Annotated in this window: 24 protein-coding genes; 7 read left to right on the forward strand and 17 right to left on the reverse strand. The window is 61.6% G+C overall.

Going from position 1 to position 24,900, the window contains the following annotated elements:
* Positions 1–74: 74 nt before the first annotated feature.
* Positions 75–1,184: a bifunctional 3,4-dihydroxy-2-butanone-4-phosphate synthase/GTP cyclohydrolase II gene (gene ribBA, locus HX817_RS10015; protein ID WP_087694304.1), complete on the reverse strand. Its 1,110-nt coding sequence runs from the start codon at positions 1,182–1,184 to the stop codon at positions 75–77.
* A gap of 68 nt (positions 1,185–1,252) precedes the next feature.
* Between ribBA and HX817_RS10020 the strand changes: the two genes are divergently transcribed.
* Complete coding sequence (locus HX817_RS10020; RefSeq protein WP_087694313.1) at positions 1,253–1,546, forward strand: DUF1330 domain-containing protein; 294 nt, start codon at positions 1,253–1,255, stop codon at positions 1,544–1,546.
* 47 nt (positions 1,547–1,593) lie between these two features.
* On the opposite strand, the gene HX817_RS10025 is transcribed toward HX817_RS10020, so the two are convergent.
* Genes HX817_RS10025 through HX817_RS10055 form a run of 7 tightly spaced genes read right to left on the reverse strand, consistent with a single transcriptional unit; the run spans position 1,594 to position 6,779 of the window.
* On the reverse strand, positions 1,594–2,157 hold the full coding sequence (locus HX817_RS10025) for an NUDIX hydrolase (protein WP_087694303.1): 564 nt from the start codon (positions 2,155–2,157) through the stop codon (positions 1,594–1,596).
* A gap of 2 nt (positions 2,158–2,159) precedes the next feature.
* Positions 2,160–2,912 (reverse strand): GntR family transcriptional regulator, encoded by a 753-nt coding sequence (locus HX817_RS10030; RefSeq protein ID WP_087694302.1) that lies wholly within the window; start codon positions 2,910–2,912, stop codon positions 2,160–2,162.
* A gap of 23 nt (positions 2,913–2,935) precedes the next feature.
* Positions 2,936–3,325: a carboxymuconolactone decarboxylase family protein gene (locus HX817_RS10035; RefSeq protein WP_087694301.1), complete on the reverse strand. Its 390-nt coding sequence runs from the start codon at positions 3,323–3,325 to the stop codon at positions 2,936–2,938.
* 11 nt (positions 3,326–3,336) lie between these two features.
* Positions 3,337–3,822, reverse strand: coding sequence for a flavin reductase family protein (locus HX817_RS10040; protein ID WP_010567340.1), 486 nt, complete (start codon positions 3,820–3,822; stop codon positions 3,337–3,339).
* A gap of 12 nt (positions 3,823–3,834) precedes the next feature.
* Positions 3,835–5,316 (reverse strand): aldehyde dehydrogenase, encoded by a 1,482-nt coding sequence (locus HX817_RS10045; RefSeq protein ID WP_087694300.1) that lies wholly within the window; start codon positions 5,314–5,316, stop codon positions 3,835–3,837.
* Positions 5,313–6,146 carry an alpha/beta fold hydrolase gene (locus HX817_RS10050; RefSeq protein ID WP_087694299.1) on the reverse strand — a complete coding sequence of 278 codons (834 nt, stop codon included), beginning with the start codon at positions 6,144–6,146 and terminating at the stop codon, positions 5,313–5,315. Before HX817_RS10050 ends, HX817_RS10045 begins: the two co-directional genes overlap by 4 nt.
* A 42-nt stretch (positions 6,147–6,188) precedes the next feature.
* A complete protein-coding gene (locus HX817_RS10055; RefSeq protein WP_087694298.1) occupies positions 6,189–6,779 on the reverse strand; it encodes an amino acid synthesis family protein in 591 nt (196 codons plus the stop codon).
* 278 nt (positions 6,780–7,057) lie between these two features.
* Between HX817_RS10055 and katG the strand changes: the two genes are divergently transcribed.
* Positions 7,058–9,328 (forward strand): catalase/peroxidase HPI, encoded by a 2,271-nt coding sequence (gene katG / locus HX817_RS10060; RefSeq protein ID WP_177040177.1) that lies wholly within the window; start codon positions 7,058–7,060, stop codon positions 9,326–9,328.
* Between the two features lie 44 nt (positions 9,329–9,372).
* Here katG and HX817_RS10065 read toward each other — a convergent pair whose 3' ends face one another.
* On the reverse strand, positions 9,373–11,133 hold the full coding sequence (locus HX817_RS10065; protein WP_008436073.1) for an EAL domain-containing protein: 1,761 nt from the start codon (positions 11,131–11,133) through the stop codon (positions 9,373–9,375).
* Between the two features lie 216 nt (positions 11,134–11,349).
* On the reverse strand, positions 11,350–12,189 hold the full coding sequence (locus HX817_RS10070; protein ID WP_003208925.1) for an EcsC family protein: 840 nt from the start codon (positions 12,187–12,189) through the stop codon (positions 11,350–11,352).
* Positions 12,190–12,352: 163 nt separating this feature from the next.
* Between HX817_RS10070 and HX817_RS10075 the strand changes: the two genes are divergently transcribed.
* The 5 genes from HX817_RS10075 to HX817_RS10095 all read left to right on the forward strand — a co-directional run bounded on the left by HX817_RS10075 (position 12,353) and on the right by HX817_RS10095 (position 17,508).
* On the forward strand, positions 12,353–13,480 hold the full coding sequence (locus tag HX817_RS10075; RefSeq protein ID WP_177040178.1) for an alpha/beta hydrolase: 1,128 nt from the start codon (positions 12,353–12,355) through the stop codon (positions 13,478–13,480).
* Positions 13,481–13,622: 142 nt separating this feature from the next.
* A complete protein-coding gene (locus HX817_RS10080; protein WP_003208921.1) occupies positions 13,623–14,492 on the forward strand; it encodes an oxaloacetate decarboxylase in 870 nt (289 codons plus the stop codon).
* 165 nt (positions 14,493–14,657) lie between these two features.
* On the forward strand, positions 14,658–15,644 hold the full coding sequence (gene tauA / locus HX817_RS10085; RefSeq protein WP_177040179.1) for a taurine ABC transporter substrate-binding protein: 987 nt from the start codon (positions 14,658–14,660) through the stop codon (positions 15,642–15,644).
* A 2-nt stretch (positions 15,645–15,646) separates the two neighbouring features.
* A complete protein-coding gene (gene tauD, locus HX817_RS10090) occupies positions 15,647–16,480 on the forward strand; it encodes a taurine dioxygenase (RefSeq protein WP_177040180.1) in 834 nt (277 codons plus the stop codon).
* Between the two features lie 14 nt (positions 16,481–16,494).
* Positions 16,495–17,508, forward strand: coding sequence for a GNAT family N-acetyltransferase (locus tag HX817_RS10095; protein WP_102604584.1), 1,014 nt, complete (start codon positions 16,495–16,497; stop codon positions 17,506–17,508).
* Positions 17,509–17,510: 2 nt separating this feature from the next.
* Here HX817_RS10095 and HX817_RS10100 read toward each other — a convergent pair whose 3' ends face one another.
* The 7 genes from HX817_RS10100 to paaC form a co-directional block, all read right to left on the reverse strand.
* Complete coding sequence (locus HX817_RS10100) at positions 17,511–18,062, reverse strand: GNAT family N-acetyltransferase (protein ID WP_177040181.1); 552 nt, start codon at positions 18,060–18,062, stop codon at positions 17,511–17,513.
* A 248-nt stretch (positions 18,063–18,310) separates the two neighbouring features.
* The gene (gene paaZ / locus HX817_RS10105; RefSeq protein ID WP_177040182.1) at positions 18,311–20,365 is read right to left on the reverse strand and encodes a phenylacetic acid degradation bifunctional protein PaaZ; all 2,055 of its coding nucleotides are present in this window, start codon (positions 20,363–20,365) and stop codon (positions 18,311–18,313) included.
* Positions 20,366–20,394: 29 nt separating this feature from the next.
* Positions 20,395–22,041 carry a cation acetate symporter gene (locus HX817_RS10110; RefSeq protein WP_003208909.1) on the reverse strand — a complete coding sequence of 549 codons (1,647 nt, stop codon included), beginning with the start codon at positions 22,039–22,041 and terminating at the stop codon, positions 20,395–20,397.
* Positions 22,038–22,346, reverse strand: coding sequence for a DUF485 domain-containing protein (locus HX817_RS10115; protein ID WP_003208907.1), 309 nt, complete (start codon positions 22,344–22,346; stop codon positions 22,038–22,040). The genes HX817_RS10110 and HX817_RS10115 overlap by 4 nt, the downstream gene beginning before the upstream one ends.
* A 161-nt stretch (positions 22,347–22,507) precedes the next feature.
* Entirely contained in the window at positions 22,508–23,584 is a 1,077-nt protein-coding gene (gene paaE, locus HX817_RS10120) for a 1,2-phenylacetyl-CoA epoxidase subunit PaaE (RefSeq protein WP_003208905.1), read from the reverse strand.
* A gap of 33 nt (positions 23,585–23,617) precedes the next feature.
* Complete coding sequence (gene paaD, locus HX817_RS10125; protein ID WP_003208903.1) at positions 23,618–24,151, reverse strand: 1,2-phenylacetyl-CoA epoxidase subunit PaaD; 534 nt, start codon at positions 24,149–24,151, stop codon at positions 23,618–23,620.
* Positions 24,138–24,899: a 1,2-phenylacetyl-CoA epoxidase subunit PaaC gene (paaC, locus tag HX817_RS10130; protein ID WP_102368709.1), complete on the reverse strand. Its 762-nt coding sequence runs from the start codon at positions 24,897–24,899 to the stop codon at positions 24,138–24,140. Before paaC ends, paaD begins: the two co-directional genes overlap by 14 nt.
* Position 24,900 lies beyond the last annotated feature (1 nt).

Consider the following 24,900-nt stretch of genomic DNA (forward strand, 5'->3'; position numbering starts at 1 on the left):
AGTACTCGGTCGATGGAATGTCATATTATGGTATTCCAAGCTTTGTGCAAGCACTTTGCCTTACCGGTTATCCGTCATTCGGTGAACGGAATGCTCTCCACCACCTCCAGGTCGTAGCCTGTCAGCCCGGCGTATTTCAGCGGAGGGCCAAGGTGGCGCAGCTTGCAGACGCCAAGGTCCTGCAATATCTGCGCGCCGGTGCCGACTTCCGAATAGATCCGCGACTGCGAACGGCTGAACTGGCGCGGCGTCTGGGTCAACTGCGGGACGCGTTCGAGCAGGGCCTGGGAGGATTCATGATTGGCCAGCACCACCACCACGCCGCTGCCTTCTGCCGCGACGCGTTGCAGGGCGGCCCATAAGGTCCAGTTGGAGGGGCCGCTATACTCGGCGCCCACCAGGTCGCGCAGCGGGTCGATCACGTGCACGCGCACCAGGGCGGGCGTGTCGCGGTGTAACTGCCCCATGACCATCGCCATGTGCACGCCGCCATCAATGCGGTCCTCAAAGGTGATCAGGCGGAACGTGCCGTGCACTGTGGGCAGGTCGCGCTCGCCGATGCGCACTACGGTGCGCTCGGTACTGAGGCGGTAGTGGATCAGATCGGCGATGGTGCCGATCTTGATCCCATGCTTGTGCGCGAACACCTCAAGGTCAGGGCGACGTGCCATGGTGCCGTCATCGTTCATCACTTCGACGATCACCGAGGCTGGTGTGTGCCCGGCCAGGCGCGCCAGGTCGCAACCGGCTTCGGTGTGCCCGGCGCGCGTCAACACGCCGCCATCCTTGGCGCGCAACGGGAAAATATGCCCCGGTTGCACGATGTCGGCCGGCCCCGCATCGGCATTCACGGCCGCGGCCACCGTGCGCGCCCGGTCGGCGGCGGAGATGCCGGTGGTCACGCCGGTGGCGGCTTCGATGGACACGGTAAACGCGGTGCTGAACACGCTGCCATTGCTCGGCACCATCTGCTGCAGGCCGAGGCGCTGGCAGTGTTCGTCGGTGAGGGTCAGGCAAATCAGGCCACGCGCTTCCCGGGCCATGAAGCTGATAGTCTCGGCGGTGCAGCACACCGCGGGCAGCAACAGGTCGCCTTCGTTCTCCCGATCCTCGTCGTCCACCAGGAGCACCATTTTGCCTTGGCGGTAGTCTTCGATGATGTCTGCGATGTTGTTGAAAGACATGGTGGCTGCTCGATTTATTGGTTGTATGTATTATGGTATACCACAAAACCAAGCAAGAGGATGTCACGATGAAGGCTTACTGGATTGCCCATGTAAATGTGTCCGATGCAGAGCAGTACACGCAGTACACCCAGCGCGCGCCTGCGGCCTTCGCGAAGTTTGGCGGGCGCTTCCTGGCCAGGGGCGGGCGCAGCGCCGCGATGGAAGGCGGGCCTGCCAGGCAACGTAATGTGGTGATCGAGTTCGACAGCTACGAGCAGGCGCTGGCCTGTTATGAGTCTGCGGAGTATCAGGAGGCAAAGGCGCGTCGTGAAGGGGCGGGCGAGGCGCAGATCATCATCGTGGAAGGGCTGGTGCCTTAGGGGTATCAGGCATACATCACATTTTTGATCCGTGTCGGGTCTGACGATCAGCGGATGAAGTGAATCTTGCCGCTGTCGTCGTTACCGATGTAGATGCCATACACCCCAGCCTGGCGTTCCTCGATATAACGCTCGAGGATCTGCCGGATCGCCGGGTAGTAGATGCTGTCCCAGGGAATGTCCTCGGGCGCGAAGAACTTGTAGTCGAGGGTCTCCGGCCCGAACTGGCCGGTGATCTGCAGCGCGATGGCGCGGAAGATGATGTACACCTCGCTGATCTTCGGCACGCTGAAAATCGAGTAGGGCGAGAGGATCTCCGCGCGTACGCCGCTTTCTTCCCAGACTTCGCGTAGTGCGGCCTGTTCAGTGGTTTCGCCACCTTCCATGAAGCCGGCCGGCAGCGTCCAGGTGCCAGGACGCGGCGGGATGGCCCGCTGGCAAAGCAGATATTTGCCGTCCTGCTCGATGATGCAGCCGGCGATAATCTTCGGGTTGATGTAGTGGATGTAGCCGCAGCCCCGGCACATCAGGCGCTCATGGGTATCACCCGGTGGCAGCTGGTGACCGAGGTCACTGCTGCCACATGTCGGGCAAAAACTGGGGCTGGGCATGGTCAGTGACCTATGCGCGGTTCTTTGAGGGCGATGGGCAGTGTGATCTCGGGGATCTTGCCGGTCTCTTCCTGCTTGCGCTTGAGGTAATCCAGGGCCACGGCGGCGGCGGCGCGCACGTGGTCGACACAGGCCTGGTGGGCGGCGAGCGGGTCGCCGCTCTTGATCGCCTGGACCATACGCTCCATTTCCTGGTTGCTGGTACCGCGACGGTTTTCCTGGGATACCGAGGTCGCGCGCAAGTAGCTGATACGTGCCTGCAACTGACGCAGTTGGGTGGCCGCCACGTGGTTGCCGGAGCCTTCGAGCAACACGTCGTAGAATCCTTGTACCGAATCAATGACCTGTTGCAGCTCACCGTCCTTGAGGGCCTTGCGGTTTTCCTCGAGGGCTTTTTCCAGTGCCTTGATGTCCTTGGCCTTGGCGCGCAGGGTGAACAACTGCACGATCAAGCCTTCGAGCACGCAACGCAGTTCATAGATGTCGACGGCATCGGCCAGGGTGATGATCGCCACTTGCGGGCCCTTGGCATCGGCGAACTCCACCAGGCCTTCGGACTCCAGGTGGCGCAAGGCTTCGCGCACCGAGGTGCGGCTGACGCCGAGGCGGTCGCAAAGGTCGCGTTCCACCAGGCGGTCACCCGGCAGCAGTTGGAAGTTCATGATGGCGCTGCGCAGTTTTGCCAGCACGATTTCGCGCAGGGTGACCGGGTTGTGATTGACCTTGAAGCTGTCGTCGAGTGGCAGGCGTTTCATGGGGGCTGCTCTGAATGTTGCGGTTAACTGGAGGCCTCGGCGTCGGTTTCAGCGAAGGCTTCACGGGCCAGTCGGAAACTGTCCACGGCGGCGGGAACCCCGCAATAAATGCCGACCTGAAGCAGAATTTCGCGTATTTGTTCACGACTCAGCCCGTTACGCAAGGCGCCGCGCACGTGCAGCTTGAGTTCATGGGGCCGATTGAGGGCCGAAATCATCGCCAAGTTTATCATGCTGCGTTCTTTAAGCGACAAACCCTCACGGCCCCACACATGGCCCCAGCAGTATTCGGTGACCATCTCCTGCAGGGGGCGAGTGAAGTCGTCGGCGTTCTCGATCGAACGTTGCACATAGGCTTCGCCCAGCACTTGCGTACGGATTTTCAGGCCCCGTTGGTACTTGTCGTCGCTCATCAATCAGCTCCTCAGGCCAGGGTGGGCAGCGGGCCCAGCTTGCCCTTGTGGTAGATCATCGGTGTGACCGGTTGCTCGGGCAGGATCAGGTTTTTCACCGCTCCGACGATGATCGCGTGATCGCCACCGTCGTATTCGCGCCACAACTCGCACTCGATGATCGCCGTGGCCTTGGCCAGCAGCGGATTGCCCAGTTCGCTCAAGTGCCACTCGATGCCCTTGGCCTTTTCCTTGCCCTTGCTGGCAAAGGCATAGGCTTCGGCGGTCTGGTCGGCGGACAGCAAATGAATCGCAAAGCGCTTGCTGTCGCGCAGGATCGGATAGGTGTCCGATGCATAGTTGGGGCAGAACAGGACCAGTGCCGGGTCGATCGACAGCGCACTGAATGCGCTGGCGGTGATGCCGACGATGCCGCCATCCGGGTCGAGGGTAGTGACGACCGTCACCCCGGACGGGAATGAACTCATGACGTCTTTGTAAATGCCGGGTTCGATCATGGTCGGGGTCTCTTAACGCATCACAAAAGGATCAGGCATGGGCGCCTGGGAAAGGTTGATCCACACCGTCTTCAGCTCGGTGTAAGCCAGTACCGAATCGATGCCACTTTCACGTCCATAGCCGCTGTTCTTGAAGCCGCCAATGGGCGCCATGGCCGAGACGGCGCGGTAGGTGTTGACCCAGATAATCCCCGAACGCACGTCGCGGGCCAGGCGGTGGGCACGACCGAGGTCGCGGGTCCAGATGCCGGCGGCGAGGCCGAACTGAGAGTCGTTGGCGATGGCCAGGGCTTCGGCTTCGTCCTTGAAACGGATGACCGAGGCCACCGGGCCGAACACTTCTTCCTGCATGATCTTCATCGAGTTGCGGTCGCACTCGAACAGGGTCGGCTCATAGAACCAGCCTTCGCCCAGGTTCTGCGGACGCTTGCCACCGGTACGCAGGCGCGCACCTTCAGCGATGGCATCCGCCACCAGGCCTTCGACCACGGCCAGTTGCTGTGCGGTGGCCATGGGGCCCATTTCACTGGCGTCGTCCTGCGGGTTGCCGATGCGAATGCGTTTGGCGCGCTCTACCAGGCGCTCGACGAATTCGTCGTAGATTTCATCCTGCACCAGCAGGCGCGAGCCAGACACACAGCTTTGCCCCGACGCCGCGTATATCCCGGCAATCGCACCATTGATGGCGCTGTCGAGGTCGGCATCGGCAAAGATGATGTTCGGTGACTTGCCGCCCAGTTCCAGCGACAGCTTGGCGAAGTTCTCGGCGCTGCTGCGTACTACGTGCCGCGCCGTGGCTGCGCCGCCGGTAAAGGCGATCTTGCGCACCAAAGGGTGGCGGGTGAGGGCGGCGCCGGTGCTTGGGCCGTAGCCAGTCACCACATTGACCACGCCCGGCGGAATGCCAGCCTCCAGGGCCAGGCGCGCCAGTTCGAGGATGGTCGCCGAGGCGTGCTCCGACGGTTTGATCACGATGGTATTACCCGCTGCCAGGGCCGGCGCGAGTTTGATCGCGGTCAAGTACAGCGGGCTGTTCCATGGAATGATCGCGGCCACCACGCCCATGGCTTCGTGCACGGTGTAGGCGAAGAGGTCCGGCTTGTCCAGCGGCAGGGTGCCGCCCTCAAGCTTGTCGGCCAGGCCTGCCGTGTAATGGAAGAACTCCGGCAGGTAACTGACCTGACCGCGTGTCTCGCGGATCAGCTTGCCATTGTCGCGGCTTTCGAGCTGTGCCAGTTGTTCCTTGTTTTCGGCAATCAAATCTCCCAGGCGGCGCAGCAGTTTGCCCCGCGCGGTAGCGGTGAGGCCACGCCAGGCCGGGCTGTCGAAGGCGCTTTGCGCGGCCTGCACGGCGCGCTCCACATCCGTCTCGTCGGCGTCGGGCAGTTGCGCCCAGGGTTCGGCCAGGGCCGGGTTGAGGCTGTCGAAAGTCTTGCCGGACAGGGCATCGACCCATTCACCGCCGATGCACATCTGGAAGCGTGCGAGTGTCATGCAACGATCCCCTTTATTGGATTTTTTTGGGTGTACACCGTGTCAAGAAAGCCCAGCAGCAGTTGGTTGACCAGCCGCGGCGATTCCACTGGCATCATATGCCGTTGCTCGGCCAGCACTGCAACCGTCGCACCGGGAATGCGATCGGCCAGTTGCCGGGCCATCTCCGGGGTCGAGCCCGGGTCGAGTTCACCGGTGGCGACCAGGGTCGGCGTGCGCAAACCCTTAAGGTCGTCGGCGCGGTACATGTCCTGGGTCGCGAACAGCTCGTACGTGGTGAGGTAGCCCTGGGGGTCGTTGCCCGCCAGGGTTTCACGCAGCGCAGCGATCTGCGCCGGGTTGGCTGCCTGGTACTCGCGGCTGAACCAGCGTGACAGCGCGGCTTCGGCATTCGCATCCGGGCCATGCTCGGCGGCCTGGGCAGTGCGTGCGATCACCCCGGCACGCTGTTCGGCGCTGCGGTTGAACACACTGTTGAGCACCACCAGGCCTTGCAGGCGTTCGGGGTAATGCAAGGCAAACGCCCGCGCAACCAGGCCGCCCATGGAAAACCCGATCACCGTTGCCTGAGGCAGTTGCAGGTGGTCGAGCAGTTCCAGCAACTGGTCGGCATACCCCAGCAGCGGGGTGCCGGCAGCCGGGCGTGGGCTGGCGCCATGGCCCAGCATGTCATAGGTGATCACGCGATAATTCGTGGCCAGGCCAACGACTTGCCCGCCCCACATTTCTTTATTCAGGCCCACGCCGTGGATCAAAACCACAGGCTGGCCTTGGCCGGTCGCCAGATAACTGGTGCCAGCCGGGGTGCGATCAGCGGTGAGCTGAATCATGGAGCGCTCCTGCATGTTTTTTGTTTGGGTGACCGGTCTTGCTTACTGGGCTTTCTCGGCTGCCAGCTCTTCCAGGTCGATGTAACGGTTGCCGATGCGTGGGTGCAGGCGGCCGCCGTCGGCGCACCCAAGGACCACCACGATCTCGTCGGCACGCGGGGAATCTTCTATCTGCATTTCCAAGGTGATGTAGTGCGAGCGCAGCCCTTCGTCATCCTTGTGCATCATCGGGATTTGAATCGATGTGCCCGGGCCACCGCGCTTGTTGGTAAAACTCAGGTAGCTCTTGGCCTTGACCGCTTCGCGGTAGTGGTTGCCAAAGCGCAGGGTATGGATGATTGCCGAGGCGTGTTCGATTTCACCGTCGGCACCGACCACGGCGGCCTTGCCATAGGCTTCGATGTTGTCTGCACCACCGATAATGCCAATCAGGCGCTCCACCATCAGTGCGCCGAGATCCGAGCAGTTGGCACGGATTTCCGGTTTCAGGTCTTCGACAAAACCGCGACCCAGCCACGGGTTTTTCAGGACGACAGCCAGGCCCACCATAGTCACTGGCGTGTCGGAGGCCTTGCCGCCTTCAATAAAGGTTTCTTCTACATAGCTGACGATCTTGCGGATTTCAAAACTCATGGCTGCTCCACCTGGGTGCTGATTGGTTTGTGTATGATGGTATACCATAATACCGCAAGCGCAAGAGCTGCAAGCAAACTGAAGATGGGTTCGCGCGATAAAAGGTCGAGCGGATGGCTTTTTCTGGTCTTGAGATCCCAGTGGCTCTTATGCAGGGCGGGGCCCCAGGACGGCTTTCAATCCCAAGAACAGGTCTATCAGGGGATAACGTTGCAGCTATTAGAGTTTTCTGCGAACGAGGCTAATCTTTGAAAACGTCACTAAAAGGTGTGCCAAGCATGTCAACTGAATCGAAATGCCCTTTCAACCACGCTGCGGGTGGCGGCACCACGAACCGAGACTGGTGGCCCCAGCAACTGAACCTGAAGATCCTGCATCAGCATTCCTCCCTCAGCGACCCCATGGGTCAGGGCTTCGATTACGCCAAGGCGTTCAAGAGCCTTGACTTCGAAGCGGTCAAGCAGGATTTGCGCGATGTCATGACGCAATCCCAGGACTGGTGGCCGGCGGACTTTGGCCATTACGGCCCGCTGTTCATTCGCATGGCCTGGCACAGCGCCGGGACCTACCGTACCGCCGACGGTCGCGGCGGTGCCGGTTCCGGTCAGCAGCGCTTTGCACCGCTCAACAGCTGGCCTGACAACGTCAGCCTGGATAAGGCGCGTCGCCTGATCTGGCCGGTCAAGCAAAAGTACGGCCGGCGGATTTCCTGGGCCGATTTGATCGTACTCACCGGTAACGTTGCGCTGGAGTCGATGGGGTTCAAGACCTTCGGGTTCTCCGGCGGTCGCCCGGATGTCTGGGAGCCGGACGAGGACGTTTACTGGGGCGCCGAGACCACGTGGCTGGGGGGAGAAGAGCGTTACGGCGTGCAAAAGAAAATGCAGCAGCCGGGTGATGGTCCGTTGGTGGCTGAACCGCAGAACCATGGCAACGAAGAAAGCCGCACCGGGGGCGGTGAGCGCAACCTGGAAAATCCCCTCGCCGCTGTGCAGATGGGCTTGATCTACGTGAACCCGGAAGGGCCTGAAGGTGTTCCGGATCCGGTTGCCTCGGCGAAGGATATCCGTGAAACCTTCGGTCGCATGGCGATGAATGACGAAGAGACCGTAGCCCTGATCGCCGGCGGTCACGCCTTCGGCAAGACCCACGGCGCAGGTCCGGCGGATAACGTCGGCCCGGAACCGGAATCGGCTGGCCTGGAAGAGCAGGGGCTGGGCTGGAAAAACAGCTTCGGCAGCGGCAAGGGCGGTGACACCATCACCAGCGGGCTGGAGGTGACCTGGACTTCGACGCCGACAAGATGGAGCAATGAGTACCTCGAAAACCTCTTCGGCTTTGAATGGGAACTGACCAGGAGCCCGGCGGGCGCCCATCAGTGGACACCGAAGAACGGTGCCGGCACCGGCAAGGTTCCGGATGCCCATGACGCCGGCAGGCGGCATGCGCCGAGCATGCTGACCTCGGACCTGGCGCTGCGCTTCGATCCGGCGTACGAGCAGATCTCCCGACGTTTCCTGGCCAACCCGGACCAACTGGCAGACGCCTTTGCCCGTGCCTGGTTCAAGCTTACCCACCGCGACATGGGCCCGCTTGCGCGTTATCTCGGCCCGGAAACCCCCGCGGAAGAGTTGCTGTGGCAGGACCCGATTCCTGCGGTCGATCATCCACTGGTGGATGAGCAGGATGTGGCGGCGCTCAAGCAAAAGATTCTCGCCGCCGGGCTGACGGTCTCACAGCTGGTTTCGACGGCATGGGCAGCGGCGTCCACCTTCCGCGGCTCCGATAAACGCGGGGGAGCCAATGGCGGGCGCCTGCGCCTGGCTCCGCAGAAGGACTGGGCGGTCAACCAGCCTGAGCAACTGTCGGGCGTACTGAAGCGTCTCGAAGCTATTCAGGGCGACTTCAATACCGCACAGACGGGAGGCAAAAGGATTTCCCTGGCCGATCTGATCGTGCTGGCGGGCAATGTGGGGGTTGAGCGGGCGGCCCAAAATGCCGGCCGCAAGACCACGGTGCCTTTCACGGCAGGGCGCACGGATGCTTCCCAGGAGCAGACGGATGTCGAGTCGTTCGGTTTCCTTGAACCGGTCGCCGATGGCTTTCGCAACTACCAGAAGGGGCACTACAAGGTGTCTGCCGAAGCGTTGCTGATCGACAAGGCGCAACTGCTGACATTGACCGCACCCGAAATGACGGTGCTGTTGGGCGGACTGCGGGTCTTGGGTCTAAATGTCGGGGAAAGCAAGCACGGGGTGTTCACCGAGCGCCCGGGAACCCTGACCAATGACTTCTTCAGGAACCTGCTGGACATGGGCGTTGAATGGAAGCCAGTCACCGGCAGCCACGATACCTTTGAGGCGCATGACCGCAAGACCGGTGCCGTCAAGTGGACGGGCACCCGGGTCGACCTGGTGTTCGGTTCGCATGCCCAGTTGAGGGCGCTGTCCGAGGTCTATGGCAGTGCCGACGCCGAGGAAAAGTTCGTCGAGGACTTCGTGGCGGCCTGGACCAAGGTGATGAATCTGGATCGCTTTGAACTGGCCTGACACTGGCGCCTGACGTTTACAGGCCCACGCTGTGGGCCTGTTCGCTAGCGGCCTGGGCTTATCCAGGTTTCCAGGTCCGTTGCGGTCATGGGCTTTGCTATCAGGTAGCCCTGCGCTTCGGAACATCCCCACTGTATCAAGAGGTCGAGGATTTCCTGGTTTTCTACGCCTTCGGCAACGACTCGGTAGCCGAGCCCTTTCGCCAGGCCTATCAGGGTTTTAACCAACTGCTTGTCATTTTGATTGCTGCCCAGCCCGCTGATCAATGATTGATCCAGCTTGACGGTAGTGGCCGGCAGTTCCTTCAGGTACGCCCAGTTGCTGTAGCCCGTGCCGAAATCATCAACCGCGACCTCTATGCCAATCTGCCGAACGCGCTGCAGTTGCCGGATGACTTCCTCAGGGTTGGTCATCAACATGCTTTCGGTAAACTCAAGTTCAAAGTCGGCAGGGTCAAGGTCATGCCGGTGAAGCTCATGAATCATCGCGTCCACGAACTCGGAGCTTTCCAGATCGCTGACGGTAATGTTCATCGCTATTCGCAGGCGCACGCCTTGTGCTTTCCAGGCTGCGGCTTGCCGGATGATTGCGTTGAGCACCCATAATCCAACGGACGGTATCAACGCGGTTTTTTCGGCCAGGGGGATGAACTCGGCAGGGCTGATGGGGCCAAGCAACGGATGGGTCCAGCGTAGCAATGCCTCTACCGAATCACAGCTTCCCGAGGGCAGTTTGACTTTGGGCTGATACACCAGGCTGAACTGTTTGTCGCAGCTGACCGCTTCCGGCAATGAACTCAACAGCATGAACGCGCGTTGTTGAGCCGCATCAAACTGGGGTTCATAAAGAGACCATCCCAGCTTGCGGTCACGCGCCTCATCTGCCGCACTCACCAGCAGGCGCAGCCAGTCTTGCTGGCCGGAGTGGTGAATGGGCAGCACGCCAATCCCGACTTGCATGAGGATGGGGATGCCGTGGCATTCAACAGGCTTTTTGAAGTCCTTGAGAATACTTTCGCAGATGTGCTCGGTGGTTTGATTCTCCTCAAGGATGAAGCCAAACCGCGTCGGGCTGATTTTGTAAAGCAGGCACTGCGCGGGTAACAGGTTTTGCAGGCGAGATTTGATCGCCAGAACCAGGTCTCCGGCAAAGCTGTAGCCCAGGGCCTTTACAATATCGTTGAGAAACTTTGGCGAGATAATGTCAACTGCGTACACATGGCACGCGTTTTCAAGCTTAAGCGCTTGACGTATATCTTCCTCAAGCCTGAGTCGATTGAATAGCCCAGTCGGTTGGTCTACGAAGTTGCGGGACCGCATGCCCTGTATGCGCATCATGACCAGTTCGGCAAAGTCGTTGAGCATTGCACTGTCACGCTCGCTCATGGGAGGGCGGGGGACAGTATCAATGATGCAGAGACTTCCCAGGGTAAAGCCATCCTCCGTGATCAATGGCGCGCCCGCGTAATAACGAATATGCGGCGGCCCCGTGACCAGGGGATTGTCTTTGAAGCGGGCATCCAGCGTTGCGTCCGACACCTCCAACAGGGCGTTGTCCAGGGTAGAGTAGGCGCAAAAAGACACTTCTCGCGGTGTCTGCGTTTCTGTAATTCCCACGCGTGCCCTGAACCATTGCCGGTGTTTATCGACAATTGAAATCAGTGCGATGGGGGCGTTGTAATAGGCAGACGCCATCTCGACGATCTTTTCAAATACATCATCACTATCGCTGTCGGTTGGACAAAATTTCGCGACCTCTTTTAGCCGTTCAATTTCATTCGGCGGAATAGGAGCGCCTTCGCCCATGACAATCCTCAAAGTGGTTATGTTCGTACAACAAGGTATCAGACAGTGCCATCATTATGATGTTGTTTTTCTATTCATCAGATAGCTCAAGGGTATGGCGTCCGGGTGATCTCTTCCTGCGTATCTCCCTAATTCTTGCGCCCTGCGGATGAATGTACGCGCGGGGCAGCGAAGTGGATGCACGGCATTAAAAATTTTTCCGGCATTTCCGCGCTTCTAGTTCACCCGGGGCGCCGCCTTGATGGCCATGTACGCATCCTTGATGGGCTCAAAACCATATTTCTCTTCCAGCCGTTTCACGATGAAGTGCCCCCGCGCCATGTCCTGGTAGAAGTGGGTGAACAGCGTATTGATCGTCGCCCCGGTAAAGGCGCCCATCACCGGAACGGCCTGGGCTGCGAACTTGCTGGAAATGGTAAAGCCAAAACGTGTCGCGACTTTATCGATCAGGATCGCCAGCCATTTCCCGGCTTGGCCCGGGGACAAGCTGCTGATGGCCTTGGAGCCCTGCTTGGCGGCGATCCCCGCCAGTTCCTTGGACAGTTGTTGCATGGCCTGGGTGGTGAAGCTGCGGGTCATGTAGTAACCGGTCTCCGTTGCATCGTCGGCCTGGCTGGTGCCACCCATGGCAAACACCTCGATGCAGGCTTGTTTGGTCGAAAAGTCGCCCAGGTCGAAACCCTCGCTGCGCGCCACGTCGGCGACCGCGCGCATCATGATGGTGGTGGAGATCGGCAGCTCGATAAACAGCGCCGCGAAACCGAAGGCCCCGCCGATGGCGCCCGAGGTGGCCGCAAAAGCCTTGTGCAGCCGGGTCGAGGCCGGTTTTCTCGGACTGTTGTCCAGGCTTTTCAGCGCCGCGCCGGCGGATGAATGCAGCGCTGCCGCCACCGCGCCATTGATCCGTTTGGAAACCACCCCCGGCAATGCCTTTACCGCGCTTTCAATCGGGGAGCCGATCATGCCGGACAGCCTGGCCGTCAGGGAGGGTGACTCCAGCAAACCGACGGCCCGCTTGAGATCCTGATAGTCCTCGGGATTGTCTCTGATGCTCACAGGCGTCTCCTTGAAATTTTTCCGGCTTTGATAAAACAAAGACCCGCGAAGAGGGCCATCGTGCCGTCACGCTTTACCCATTCTTTACCTGCGCGGGTGCTGCGTTCGCCGGCGGGTCGGTTAGGCTGCCAGTTACCTTGAACTGAACGGCGGTGTGAATCGAATGAACCTTCAACCTCGGTACTGGCTGGCGGTGAGCGCCCTGGTGGGCAGCCTGGGATTGATTGCGGGGTGTGCGGGCGATCCGCCAAACCCGCGGGCCGAATTCAGCGAGCGGGTCAACAAGGAACTGAGCACCGCGTATCAACCGTCCCATTATGAAACGTCCGGCTGGGGCGCGACCTGGCAGCTCGATAAGCAACCGGTGAACGTTGCGTGGCTGGCACCGGTGACCCACGAGCGCTTGCCGCTGATTATCTACTTGCCGGGGTTGGGTGAGCCGGCCTCGGGCGGGGTGGCGTGGCGCAAGGCTTGGGCGCAGGCCGGTTATGCGGTGTTGTCGGTTCAGGAACCCGCCCATGATCAGTCGATCTTTGCCTCGCAGCAGGCGTTATATGGCGACTTTCGCGGGATGGCGAGCAGTCATTACTCCGCCGCCGCCCTGCGTGACAGGCTGTCGACCTTGCAGAAAGTCCTGAGCGAAGTTCGGGCACGGGCCGCCAAAGGCGACGCGCAACTGGCGGCCATCGACTGGAACCAGGTGGTGGTGGCCGGCTTTGATTTTGGCGCGCAGACCGCTGAGGCACTCGCCGGGGCGCTGGAGCCCGGGGCCACCCCGGGTGTCGGGCTTCAACCCAAGGCGGTGTTGCTGCTCAGCCCTTATGTGGACGCCGATGCCCGGCCGGACGTGTTTGCCCGGATAACGGCGCCCGTGCTGTCGATGACCGGCCAGCAGGATGAAGACCCGTTCAACTGGGTCAGCTCTTACCGTCAGCGAGAGGTGTTGGGCGAGTCGGTGACAGCGGCGGGCAGTGTTCAGCTGGAGTTGAACAGTGCGACGCACAAGACCTTGTCCGGGAGCGAGCTGTTCAGCCGGCCGGCGAAAAGGGCCGACAAGGGCAGTGCTTCGTCTGGCGACGCGCCCAAGGGGCGAGGGCACAAGCACGGCGCCAAACCTGGCGGCGGCGGCCCGATGGCGGGCGAACCGGCGCCGGACCCCAAGCAGGTGGCCGCGATTCAGGCCATGGGTGTGGCGTTCCTGGATAGCCGGGTCAAACACAATCCCGCCGCCACCGAATGGTTGCACCAGGGCGCGTCAACCTGGCTGGGTGAGGCGGGACGGTTGAAATAATGGCGGCGGGCTTCCCCCCGCCAAGCGTGATGTATAAGTTTCTCAAACGTCATCAACCATCTTTTTCCGGCGTGATACGCTAGCCTTACTTTTGAATTGGCACTGGTCGTTCCCGCGTATACGGCGACAGTGAGGAGTGAACATGTCGAAAATTTCCCACCAGGATCTACGGCGCTCGTTTCGCGAGCTGCTGGCCTCCCAACACTGCTTTCACACCGCCTCGGTGTTCGACCCGATGTCCGCCAGGATCGCTGCAGACCTGGGCTTTGAAGTCGGCATCCTGGGAGGCTCGGTGGCGTCATTACAGGTCCTGGCTGCACCGGACTTCGCGCTGATTACCCTGAGTGAGTTCGTCGAGCAGGCCACCCGCATCGGCCGGGTGGCGCAGCTTCCGGTGATCGCCGACGCCGACCACGGCTACGGAAATGCACTGAACGTGATGCGCACCGTTCAGGAACTGGAGCGTGCTGGCGTCTCGGCGCTGACCATTGAAGATACCCTGCTGCCCGCGCAGTTCGGGCGCAAATCCACCGACCTCATCAGCACGGAAGAGGGCGTGGGCAAGGTCAAGGCGGCCCTGGAGGCCCGGGTCGATCCGCAGCTTTCGATCATCGCCCGGACCAACGCCGCCGTGCTGCCGGTGGAAGACGTCATCCATCGCACCAAGGCGTATCAAGAGGCTGGCGCAGACGGCATCTGCATGGTGGGTGTCCGTGACTTCGACCACCTTGAACAGATCGCCGAAGGCCTGACGGTGCCGTTGATGCTGGTGACCTACGCCAACCCGCATCTCAATGACAACGAACGCCTGGCCAAATTGGGTGTGCGGATTGTGGTTGCCGGGCACGGCGCGTACTTCGCCTCGATCAAGGCCACCTACGACAGCCTTCGCGAACAGCGCAACCTGACGCGCAGCACGTCAAACCTGACCGCCAGCGAACTGACCCACACCTACACGTTCCCCGACACCTACGTGAGCTGGGCCAAAGAGTTCATGGATGTTCAAGAGTGACATGACCCTGCAGGAGCGAGCTTGATCGCTCCTGCAGAAGCTCTAAGCTAATTCCATAAAATTATTTATTTTATTTTTTATAGATCAATATCATCTAACTGAGTTGACCCTTGGAGAGCCGGAGTCCGCGCTGTTCAAGCCTTATCCGCTCAGGAATCTATAAAAATGAACACGCTGAAACTGGCCCGCAACCTCCTCTCGGCCGTGGGCCTCGCTGTCCTCTCCCTAAGCGCTCAATCCGCTGACCTCACCATCGGTTACATCAACGGCATCGACCCGATCAAACGCGCCATCGCCGATGGCGAATATGAAAAAGGTATCGGCCAGAAGATCGATTGGCGCAGATTCGACGCGGGCCCGGCCGTCCTGGCCGCCATGGCTTCCGGTGATGTGCAGATCGGCAACCTGGGTTCCAGCCCGTTGGCTGCGGCGGCTTCGCGAAACATGCCGCTGGTGGCGTTCATTGTCAGCGCGCAGATTCGCAGTTCCGAGGCCCTGGTGGTTCGCGACGGCAGCGGGATCAAGACCCCTGATGACCTGATCGGCAAAACCATCGCCGTGCCCTTTGTGTCGACCTCCCATTACAGCCTGCTGGGCGCGCTGAAGCACTGGAACCTGGACCCGCGCAAAGTCAACATCGTCAACCTGACACCGGCACAAATCACCGCCGCCTGGGCCCGTGGCGATATCGACGGGGCGTTTACCTGGTCGCCTGCCCTGGGTGAAATCCGTAAGACCGGCCAGATCCTCACGGATGCTGCCGAAGTTTCCAACTGGGGCGCCCCGACCTTTGAGGTGTGGGTAGCGCGCAAGGATTTCGCTGAAAAGAATCCGAAGGTCGTTGCCGATTTTGCCAGGGTCAGCCTGGCGGCGATTGCCGATTACGCCGCGCATAAAAAAGACTGGACCGCTGATTCTGCCCCCGTGAAGAGCATCGCCCGACTCACAGGCGCCAACGCTGCGGACATTCCCGAGCTGCTCGAAGGCTCGTCGTTCCCGACGGCCGCCGAACAAAAAAGCGCGCAATACCTCGCCGGTGGCACCGCCAGGGAAATCGGCAAGACCGCCGAATTTCTGAAAGAACAGGGAAAAATCGAAAAGGTCCTGCCTGACTATTCCGCCTTCGTCAGCGACAAGTTCATCGGAGAATAATCATGGGCCTGACGCTTCATCCCCTTGGCCCTACCATCGGCGCGGAGGTTGAGGGGCTGGATATGGCCCTGCCTCTGACGGATCAACAACACGACTGGGTGGAGCAAGCACTGCTGCAGCACCAGGTGTTGTTCTTCCGTAACCAGGCCATTACCCCCGGGCAGCACGTGGCATTTGCCGCGCGGTTTGGTGATTTGCACCGGCATCCGATTTACCCGCACGTTGACCGGCACCCGGAACTGCTGCTGATCGACACCGCCGTGACCGATGTCCGCGACAACGCCATCTGGCACACCGATGTGACCTTCCTCGCCGCACCGGCGATGGGCTCCGTGCTGGCGGCCAGGCAAGTGCCTGCGTTCGGCGGGGATACGTTGTGGGCCAATGGCGTGGCTGCGTTTGAAGGGTTATCGGCCCCCGTCAGGCAACTGCTCGACGGCCTGACCGCCACCCACGAATTGACCAAATCATTTCCCACCGAGCGCTTCGGCAGCACGCCCGAAGCATTGGCGCGCTACGAAAAAGCCCGGAAGGATCACCCGCCGCTGTCACACCCGATGGTCAGGACGCATCCTGCCACCGGGCGCAAGGCGTTGTTTGTGAATGAAGGCTTTACCACGCGGATCAATGAGCTTGAGGCGGCGGAAAGTGATGCGTTGTTGCGGTTATTGTTCAGCCACGTGAGCCGTCCGGAATTCACCGTGCGTTGGCGATGGAAGGCGAATGATGTAGCGTTCTGGGATAACCGCATTACCCAGCATTACGCGATTGATGATTACCGACCGCAAAGGCGGGTGATGCACCGCGCGACGATTTTGGGCGACGTGCCTTTTTGATGGAGGATCGGTCGATGGACTTGCCCTTGGTGATCAACCCTGACGACTATCTGGAAACCGAGTTCGGCAGGGAATTCACGCCTGAACGAAATCGACAGGCATGGCAGCTCGCGTATGCGCGGTTGAGGCACGAGCTGTCACAGGCGGCAAAGGGCACTCATGTGTACGTGGTCATGGGCGTGCAGGGGGCGGGCAAGTCTCGCTGGGTGGCGGAAAACCTTGAGCGGTTGGGGCACGGCGCAATCGTCTTCGATGCTGCTTTGCCGGCGAGGCGTCATCGGGAGGAGCTGCTGTCCATCGCGAGGGAATATGCAGTCCCGGTGATCGGCATCCTGGTGAGCGCACCGCTGGAGCTGGCGTTATCGCGAAATGCCCAACGCAATGCCGACAAAAAGGTGCCGGAGGACGCGCTGAAAAGCGTGTTCAGCATGCTCGAGCCACCCAGTGAAGACGAAGGATTCGTGTGGGTGCAAACCATTGAACAGCAGGCGCCGCTGCCCACAACCCTGCAAACTGACCGGATGACCCTGGTTGCGCCCGACGTGGCGCTCGCTGAAAAACTCGCCGATGCCTTGAACGCCAGCTACGCGCTGCACCGCCGGTTTCTCGTATGGAGCAAGCCGCACTGGACGCGGGAGGACACGCAGGAAAGCCTGCAGCGCGCGGCAAAAGACTTCGATGCGCCTGTCGGGGAGAAACGGTATTTCCTGTTATCTCGCGACGAGCCCCAGGCATTGGTGGGCTGTATCGGCCTGCTGCCGCTGGCCGATGAGATTCACAGCTACGAAGTTGGCTATTGGGGCAATCAGGCACACGCCGGTCATGGGCTGATGAGGGAGGCATTGACCGCTCTGGTTTCGCAGTTGAGCGGGCACACACTGCGCCTGACCACTTCTTCGGCGAACATATCCAGTCAACGACTGGCTGAGGCAACGGGGTTTGAATGGGTGGAAACCCTTCAAGGCGCGCGGCGCTGCGAGTACTTTGGCGTACGCGATACGCTGGTTTACCGCCGGACCGCGCGCTGACACTAAAGGTACTCACACTCCCCACGCAGCAGCGAAAGCTGAACCAGGTCTTGATGAGCTGCGTTCCAGTAACCCGCCTGCCTCAACGTTCCTTCACGCACGAACCCGGCTTTCTCAAGCAGGTTCAGTGACCGAGCGTTGTCAGGATGAACCAGCGCGTCGATCCTGTTGAGTTCCATGTGCTGGAACGCCCATCGAAGGGCGGCGTAAACCGCCTCCTTCATGAGCCCCTGTCCCTGTGCCGATTGCGCCATCTCAAACCCGATGGCGCAACTGCGCCACGCAAGATTCCATTTGAAGAAACCACAGGTGCCGATCAGCGCTGCCGTGGCTGTCTCCTCAATCCCCCAGCGAATCCCCGGATTGGGTGAGGTGCGCCAACTGGCAAACAGCTCGATCAGTTGCTCCGCTTGATGAGGCTCGGTGATTGGGTCGGCACCGAACCACTTCATTGCTTCAGCGTCGCTATGAATCGCAAACAACCCCACCGCATCCTCCTGTGTAAGTTCTCTGAGGGTCAGGCGTTCGGTTTTGAGAGTCGGAAAGTCGGACACTGCGGGCGTCACCTTTTAGAAAAACGATTCGCTAAGGTGTGTCGTGCGGAATAAAAAATCAATCTGTTCAGTGGTGACGCAGGGCGTCACGGGATACGAACACACGCTCCTGATCAACTGAGATCAACTGTGGGAGCTGTCGAGCCCCAGCGAGGCTGCGATGCAGGCGCCGCGGTCTGGCAGGTACGGCGCGGTGATCCCATCGCAGCCTCGCTGGGGCTCGAGAGCTCCCACATTGGTCTGAGCGGTCACTCCTCGCGTTTGACCACCAACGTCAAGATGTCATAACTGGCCACCAGCTCACCCAGCTGGTTGGTCACCTCCACATCCCACGCCACCACGCCTTGCGGAATGCCCTGGGGGCTCTTCTTGCCATGGTCGATCTTGCGCTTGCAGGTCAGCCGCGCCTGGATGGTGTCGCCAATGCCCACCGGGTTGATAAACCGCAGGGTGTCCAGTCCGTAGTTCGCCAGCACCGGCCCCGGTGCCGGAGACACAAACAGCCCGGCCGCCGCCGACAGCACAAAGTAACCATGGGCAATGCGTTTGCCGAATTGCGATTCCTTGGCGGCGATGTCATCGAAGTGCATGTAGAAGTGATCGCCCGACAGGCAGCCGAAGTTCACCAGGTCGGCCTCGGTGACGGTGCGGCGGTGGGTCAGCAGCGATTCGCCAATCTGCAGGTCCTGGAAGAAGCGGCGGAACGGGTGCACTTCGGTCTCGATGACCTTGGCGCCGCGTACGTACTCGCCGGTGACCGCCGCCAGCATGGTCGGTGAGCCCTGTACGGCTGCGCGTTGCAGGTAGTGTTTCACGGCGCGCAAGCCGCCGAGTTCTTCGCCGCCACCGGCGCGGCCCGGGCCGCCGTGCTTGAGTTGCGGCAGGGGCGAGCCGTGGCCGGTGGATTCGGCGGCGGATTCGCGGTCGAGCACCAGCAGGCGGCCGTGCCACGCGGCAGCCACCGGGATGGCTTTGGCAGCGATCTGCGGGTCTTTGGTGATCAGGCTCGCGACGAGGCTGCCTTTGCCGCGTGCGGCCAGGGCCAGGGCTTCGTCGAGGTCGTCGTAGGCCATCAGCGTGCTGACCGGGCCGAAGGCCTCGATGTCGTGGGCGCCGCCTTCCGCATGCGGGTCGCGGGCTTGCAGCAGGGTCGGGGCGAAGAACGCGCCCTGGCTGACGTTTTCACCGCGGGGTTCAAAGCCGTCGCGGGCGCCGAACAGCATATCGCTGCTCTGCAGCAGGCTTTCCAGGCGTTCGGCCACGTCTTTCTGCTGGTCGTGGGAGGCCAGTGCGCCCATGCGCACGCCTTCCACCGACGGGTCGCCCACCACGACTTTTTTCAGGCGGTCCCGCAGGCGGGTGGCGACGGCGTCGATATGTTTGGCCGGCACGATGGCGCGGCGAATGGCGGTGCATTTCTGCCCGGCCTTGGTGGTCATTTCCCGGGCGACTTCCTTGATGAACAGCTCGAACTCTTCGTCGTCCGGGCTTACGTCCGGGGCGAGGATCGCGCAGTTCAGCGAGTCGGCCTCGGCGTTGAACGGCACCGAGTTGCGGATCAGGTTCGGGTTGACCCGCAGCTTGGCGGCGGTGTCGGCGGAGCCGGTGAAGGTCACCACGTCCTGGCCTTGCAGGCGGTCGAGCAAGTCGCCGGTGCTGCCGATCACCAGTTGCAGGCTGCCGGGTGGCAGCAGGCCGGATTCGTCCATCAGGCGCACCACGGCTTCGGTCAGGTAGCTGGTGGCGCTGGCCGGCTTGACGATGCATGGCATGCCCGCCAGGAAACTCGGGGCGAATTTTTCCAGCATGCCCCAGATCGGGAAGTTGAACGCGTTGATGTGCACCACCAGGCCGCCACGAGGCACCAGGATATGGGTGCCGGCAAAGCTGCCGAGCTTGCTCAGCTGCATCGCCGGGCCTTCGTGGACGATATTGCCCGACGGCAATTCCCGCGAGCCCAGGCTGGCGTAGGTGAACAGCGTGCTGTTGCCGCCTTCGATATCGATCCAGCTGTCGGCACGGGTCGCGCCGCTGTGGTGGGAGAGGGCGTAGAGCTGTTCCTTGCGCTCGCTCAGGTACAGCGCGATGGCCTTGAGGCGCTGGGCCCGCTGCTGGAAATCCAGGGCCATCAGCCCGCTGACACCCTGGCGGCGCCCGTGTTCGATGGCTTCGGCGAAGTCCGGGCGCTCCTCGTGAGTGCGTGCCAGCTCGTGGCCGTCAATGGCGCTGCGCAGCACCTGGGCGCCGTGTTGGCCGATCCAGCGGCCAGCGATAAAACTTTGCAGGGTAGGGGCGTGAGACATCACGATTCCTCCGGGTTGGAAAATGAGAGTTAGTGTTTGCTGGCGCCTGCGGCACCAATGCCGGTCATGGAGCGAATGAACTGCGCCAGGTAACGCCCGCGTTCAACGGCAGCGCGGGGCGAGCGGTCGGTGACGGAAAAGACCCAGGCGCTGAAAAACGCCAGGCTCATGGAAAACAGTGCAGGGTTGGAATAGGGGAACAGCGCCTTGTCGTAATGCAGTACGTTGACCCACACCGCCGGGCTCAGCACCAGCAGCACGATGGCCGAGACCAGTCCCGCCAGGCTGCCGGTCACCGCGCCACGGGTGGTCAGGCCCTTCCAGTACATCGAGAGGAACAGCACCGGGAAATTCACCGAGGCGGCGATTGCCAGTACCAGGCCGGACAGGAACGCAATGTTCTGCGACTCAAACAGTAGGCCGAGGATGATCGCCAGCACGCCGATGCACAGCGTGGCGATGCGCGACACGCGGATTTCCTGCTGCTCGCTGGCCTGGCCCTTGCGGATCACGCAGGCATACAGGTCGTGGGACACCGCCGACGCGCCGGACAACGCCAGCCCGGCGACCACGGCCAGGATGGTCGCGAAGGCCACCGCCGAAATGAACCCCAGGAACAGGTTGCCGCCCACGGCCTGTGCCAGGTGCACGGCGATCATGTTGCCGCCGCCGATGATCGCGCCGTTGGCATCCCGGAAGCTTGGGTCAGTACCCACCATGACGATGGCGCCGAAGCCGACGATGATCAGCAGCAGGTAGAAGTAGCCAATGAAACCGGTGGCGTAGAACACGCTCTTGCGCGCTTCCTTGGCGTCGCTGACGGTAAAGAAGCGCATCAGGATATGCGGCAACCCGGCGGTGCCGAACATCATGCCCAGCCCCAGGGAAATCGCATCGATCGGGTTCGACAGCAAGCCGCCCGGCGCCATGATCGCGCTGCCCTTGGCGTGCACGGCGGTGGCCCCGGCGAACATCGCCTCGGTGCTGAAACCAAAGTGCTTGAGCACCATGAACGCCATGAAGGTGGTGCCGAACAGCAACATCACCGCCTTGATGATCTGCACCCAGGTGGTGGCGAGCATGCCGCCGAAGGTCACGTAGAACACCATCAGCACGCCCACCAGCATCACCGCGTACAGGTAGTCGATGCCGAACAGCAGCTCGATCAGCTTGCCGGCGCCCACCATCTGCGCCACCAGGTACATCAGCGCCACGGTCAGGGTGCCGAAGGCCGAGGTCAGGCGCACCGGGGTCTGCTCCAGGCGGTAGGACACCACATCGGCAAACGTGTACTTGCCCAGGTTGCGCAGGCGCTCGGCGATCAGGAACAGGATGATCGGCCAGCCGGCCAACACGCCCAGGGCGTAGAGCAGGCCGTCATAACCGTTGAGGAACATCATCGCCGAGATGCCGAGGAATGACGCCGCCGAGATCATGTCGCCGGCAATCGCCAGGCCATTCTGGAAGCCGCTCATGCCGCCGCCGGCGGTGTAGAAGTCGCTGGCGGAACGGGTGCGCAGGGCGGCCCAGCGAGTCACGCCGAGGGTGAACAGCACGAACACCAGGAACATGCCGATGGCGTTCCAGTTCAGTGGCCGGGATGCGCCGTCGGCGGCGACTGCAAGGTCCGTGGCCAATGCCAGCGGCAGGAGAAACCACGCTACCAGCCGGCTCATGCTGTGCACTCCTGCTTGAGCTTGTCGTTCAGCGGGTCGATCACGTGGTTGGCGCGGTACACATAAAAGCCGGTCAGCGCGAACGCCAGCAGCACAATCACCACACCCACCAGCATGCCCACGGTGGTCACGCCGCCGCTCAACGACTGCCCGAGGGTAGCCGGGGAGAACGCCACCAACAGCACAAACCCGAAATAGATCACCAGCATGATCAGCGACAGCGACCAGTACAGGTTCTGTTTGCGGCGTACCAACTGGATGAAATCGGGATGTCGACGGATGCGCTCGATATCGTCGGGGGTCATGGTGGTGTGCTCCTTTTTATTGTTGTTGTGGTTAAACCTGCGTCCTGTAGGAGCGAGCTTGCTCGCGAAAAACCTGAGGGCGCCGCGTTGATTCAGGCTACCCGCGTCATCGTTAACGATCTTCGCGAGCAAGCTCGCTCCTACAGGGGAGCGGTGTGTCCTTAAAGCTGATCGAAATCCAGTACCACCTTGTCGCTGACCGGGAATGCCTGGCACGACAGCACATAGCCGGCGGCCACTTCGTAGTCTTCGAGGGCGTGGTTGCTGTCCATCTCCACTTCGCCTTCGATGACTTTGCATTTGCAGGTGGAGCACACGCCGGCCTTGCACGAATACGGCAGCTCGGCGCCCTGGGCATTGCCCGCGTCGAGGATGCTCTGAGTGTTGCGGGGCAGGTCGAAGGCGAGGGCGCGGCCATCGCTGATCACCGTGATCTGGCTGACCGCCGCATCCACTTGCCGCGCCGCTTCGCGGGCCTCGCGCTTGTGCTGGCTGCCGGCGGCGGCGAACAGTTCGAAATGGATGCGCTCGGGCGCCATGCCCTTGGCCTTGAGGCTGTCGCGCACGGTCTCGGTCATCTCCTGCGGGCCGCAGATAAAGGCCGCGTCGAGGGCTTTCACGTCGAGCCAGCGGGAGAACAGTTGCTCGCACTTCTCGGCATTGATGCGGCCGTTGTAAAGGTCAACATCCTGCTGCTCGCGGCTGAACACGAAGATCAGGTTCAGGCGCTGCAGGTAGCGGTTCTTCAGGTCTTCCAGCTGTTCGCGAAACAGTGCACCGGAGCTGGAACGGTTGCCGTACAGCAGCGTCACGCGGCTGTGGGGCTCGGTTTGCAGGGTGGTCTTTATGATCGACAGGATCGGCGTGATACCGCTGCCGGCCGCCACTGCCAGGTAATGGCCGTGGCGAGCCGGATCAAGGTCCACATGAAAATGCCCGGCGGGCGGCATCACTTCCAGGCTGTGCCCGGCCTTGAGCTGCTCATTGGCAAAGGCGGAGAACCGTCCACCGGCCACGCGCTTGATGGCGATGCGCAGTTCACCGTCATTGACCCCGGTGCAGATCGAATAGGAACGGCGCACTTCCTCGCCATCCAGCTGGGTGCGCATCACCAGGTGCTGGCCCTGGGTGAAGTGGAAGCTGTCTTGCAGGTGCTGCGGAATCTCGAAGGCGATGGACACCGCGTCACGGGTCTCGTTGCGCACATCCTTGATGGTCAGGCTGTGAAATTTGCTCATTGTTGTTCTCCAACCAAGCGGGCCGCTGGCCCCTCAGATGCACTTGAAATAGTCGAACGGCTCCAGGCAATCGCGGCAGCGGTGCAGCGCCTTGCAGGCGGTGGAGCCGAATTCGCTGAGCACTTCGGTGTGGGTGCTGCCGCATTGCGGGCAAGCAATCACCGGGCTTTCTCCCAGCAGGCTGCGTTTGCTGCTACTGCCTTGGGGCGGTGCGATGCCGTAGGCCCGCAGGCGTTCGCGGCCGCTGCTGGTGATCCAGTCGGTGGTCCAGGCCGGGGTCAGCTTGCGTTCCAGTTGCGGCGCGCGGAAACCTGCCAGCTCCAATGCATCGCGGATGTCGCCCTCGATCACTTCGGTGGCGGGGCAGCCGGAGTAGGTCGGCGTGACCACCACATGCAAGTGGCCGGCCTGCCAGTCCAGGTCGCGCACTATGCCCAGGTCGACCACGCTCACCACCGGCACTTCCGGGTCCATGACCTGCGCCAGGGTGGCCCACGCGGCAGCCAGGTCGGTGGGTTGCGCCGGGCGTGCGCCCTGGTCGCTGGCGATCAGCTCACCAGGTTGCATCGGGGTACGCTCGGGGCAAAAACTGCATTTCCGCCAACAAAATTCCCAGGTGCTCGCTGTGCAAACCGCGGCGTGCATCCAGGTAGAAATAGCTCGCAGCAGGCGGCAGGGGCAGGGTGGCGCTGGTAAAGATTTCGCTGACCTGGGTTTGCCACGCTGCGGCAACCTGAGCGGCGTCCGGCGTAATGCCGGCGGCGTGCAGGCGCTGTTCACTGTCGTCGGCGCCGGTCAGTTCCACGGTGAACCGCCACAGCTCGGGGATCGCCGCGAGCATGCGTTTATGGCTTTCCTCGGTGCCGTCTCCCAGGCGCTCCACCCACTCGCTGGAGCGGCGCAGGTGATAGGTGACTTCCTTCACCGCCTTGGCCGCGATGCCGGCGATGCGTTCGTCGCTGGATTGGGCCAGGCCGCTCAACACCGGCAAGTGCCAGGCGTCATACAGGAATTGCTTGAGGATGGTCACCGCGTAGTCGCCGTTGGGTTGTTCCACCAGCAGCAGGTTGCGATAGGCCCGCTCATCCCGGCGGAAGGCCAGGTGATCGGCGTCGCGCCCGTCGTCCAGCAGCTCGGCGGCGTACTCCAGCCAGTTGCGCGCCTGGCCCACCAGGTCGAGGCCGACGTTCATCAGTGCCAGTTCTTCTTCCAGCGCCGGCGCATGGCCGCACCACTGGCACAGGCGCTGGCCCTGGATCAGGGCGCTGTCGCCGAGGCGCAGCAGGTATTCGATCAGATCGGTTTCAGGGTTCATG

It is taken from the genome of Pseudomonas sp. C6002, from assembly GCF_013385805.1.
Classification (GTDB): Bacteria; Pseudomonadota; Gammaproteobacteria; order Pseudomonadales; family Pseudomonadaceae; genus Aquipseudomonas.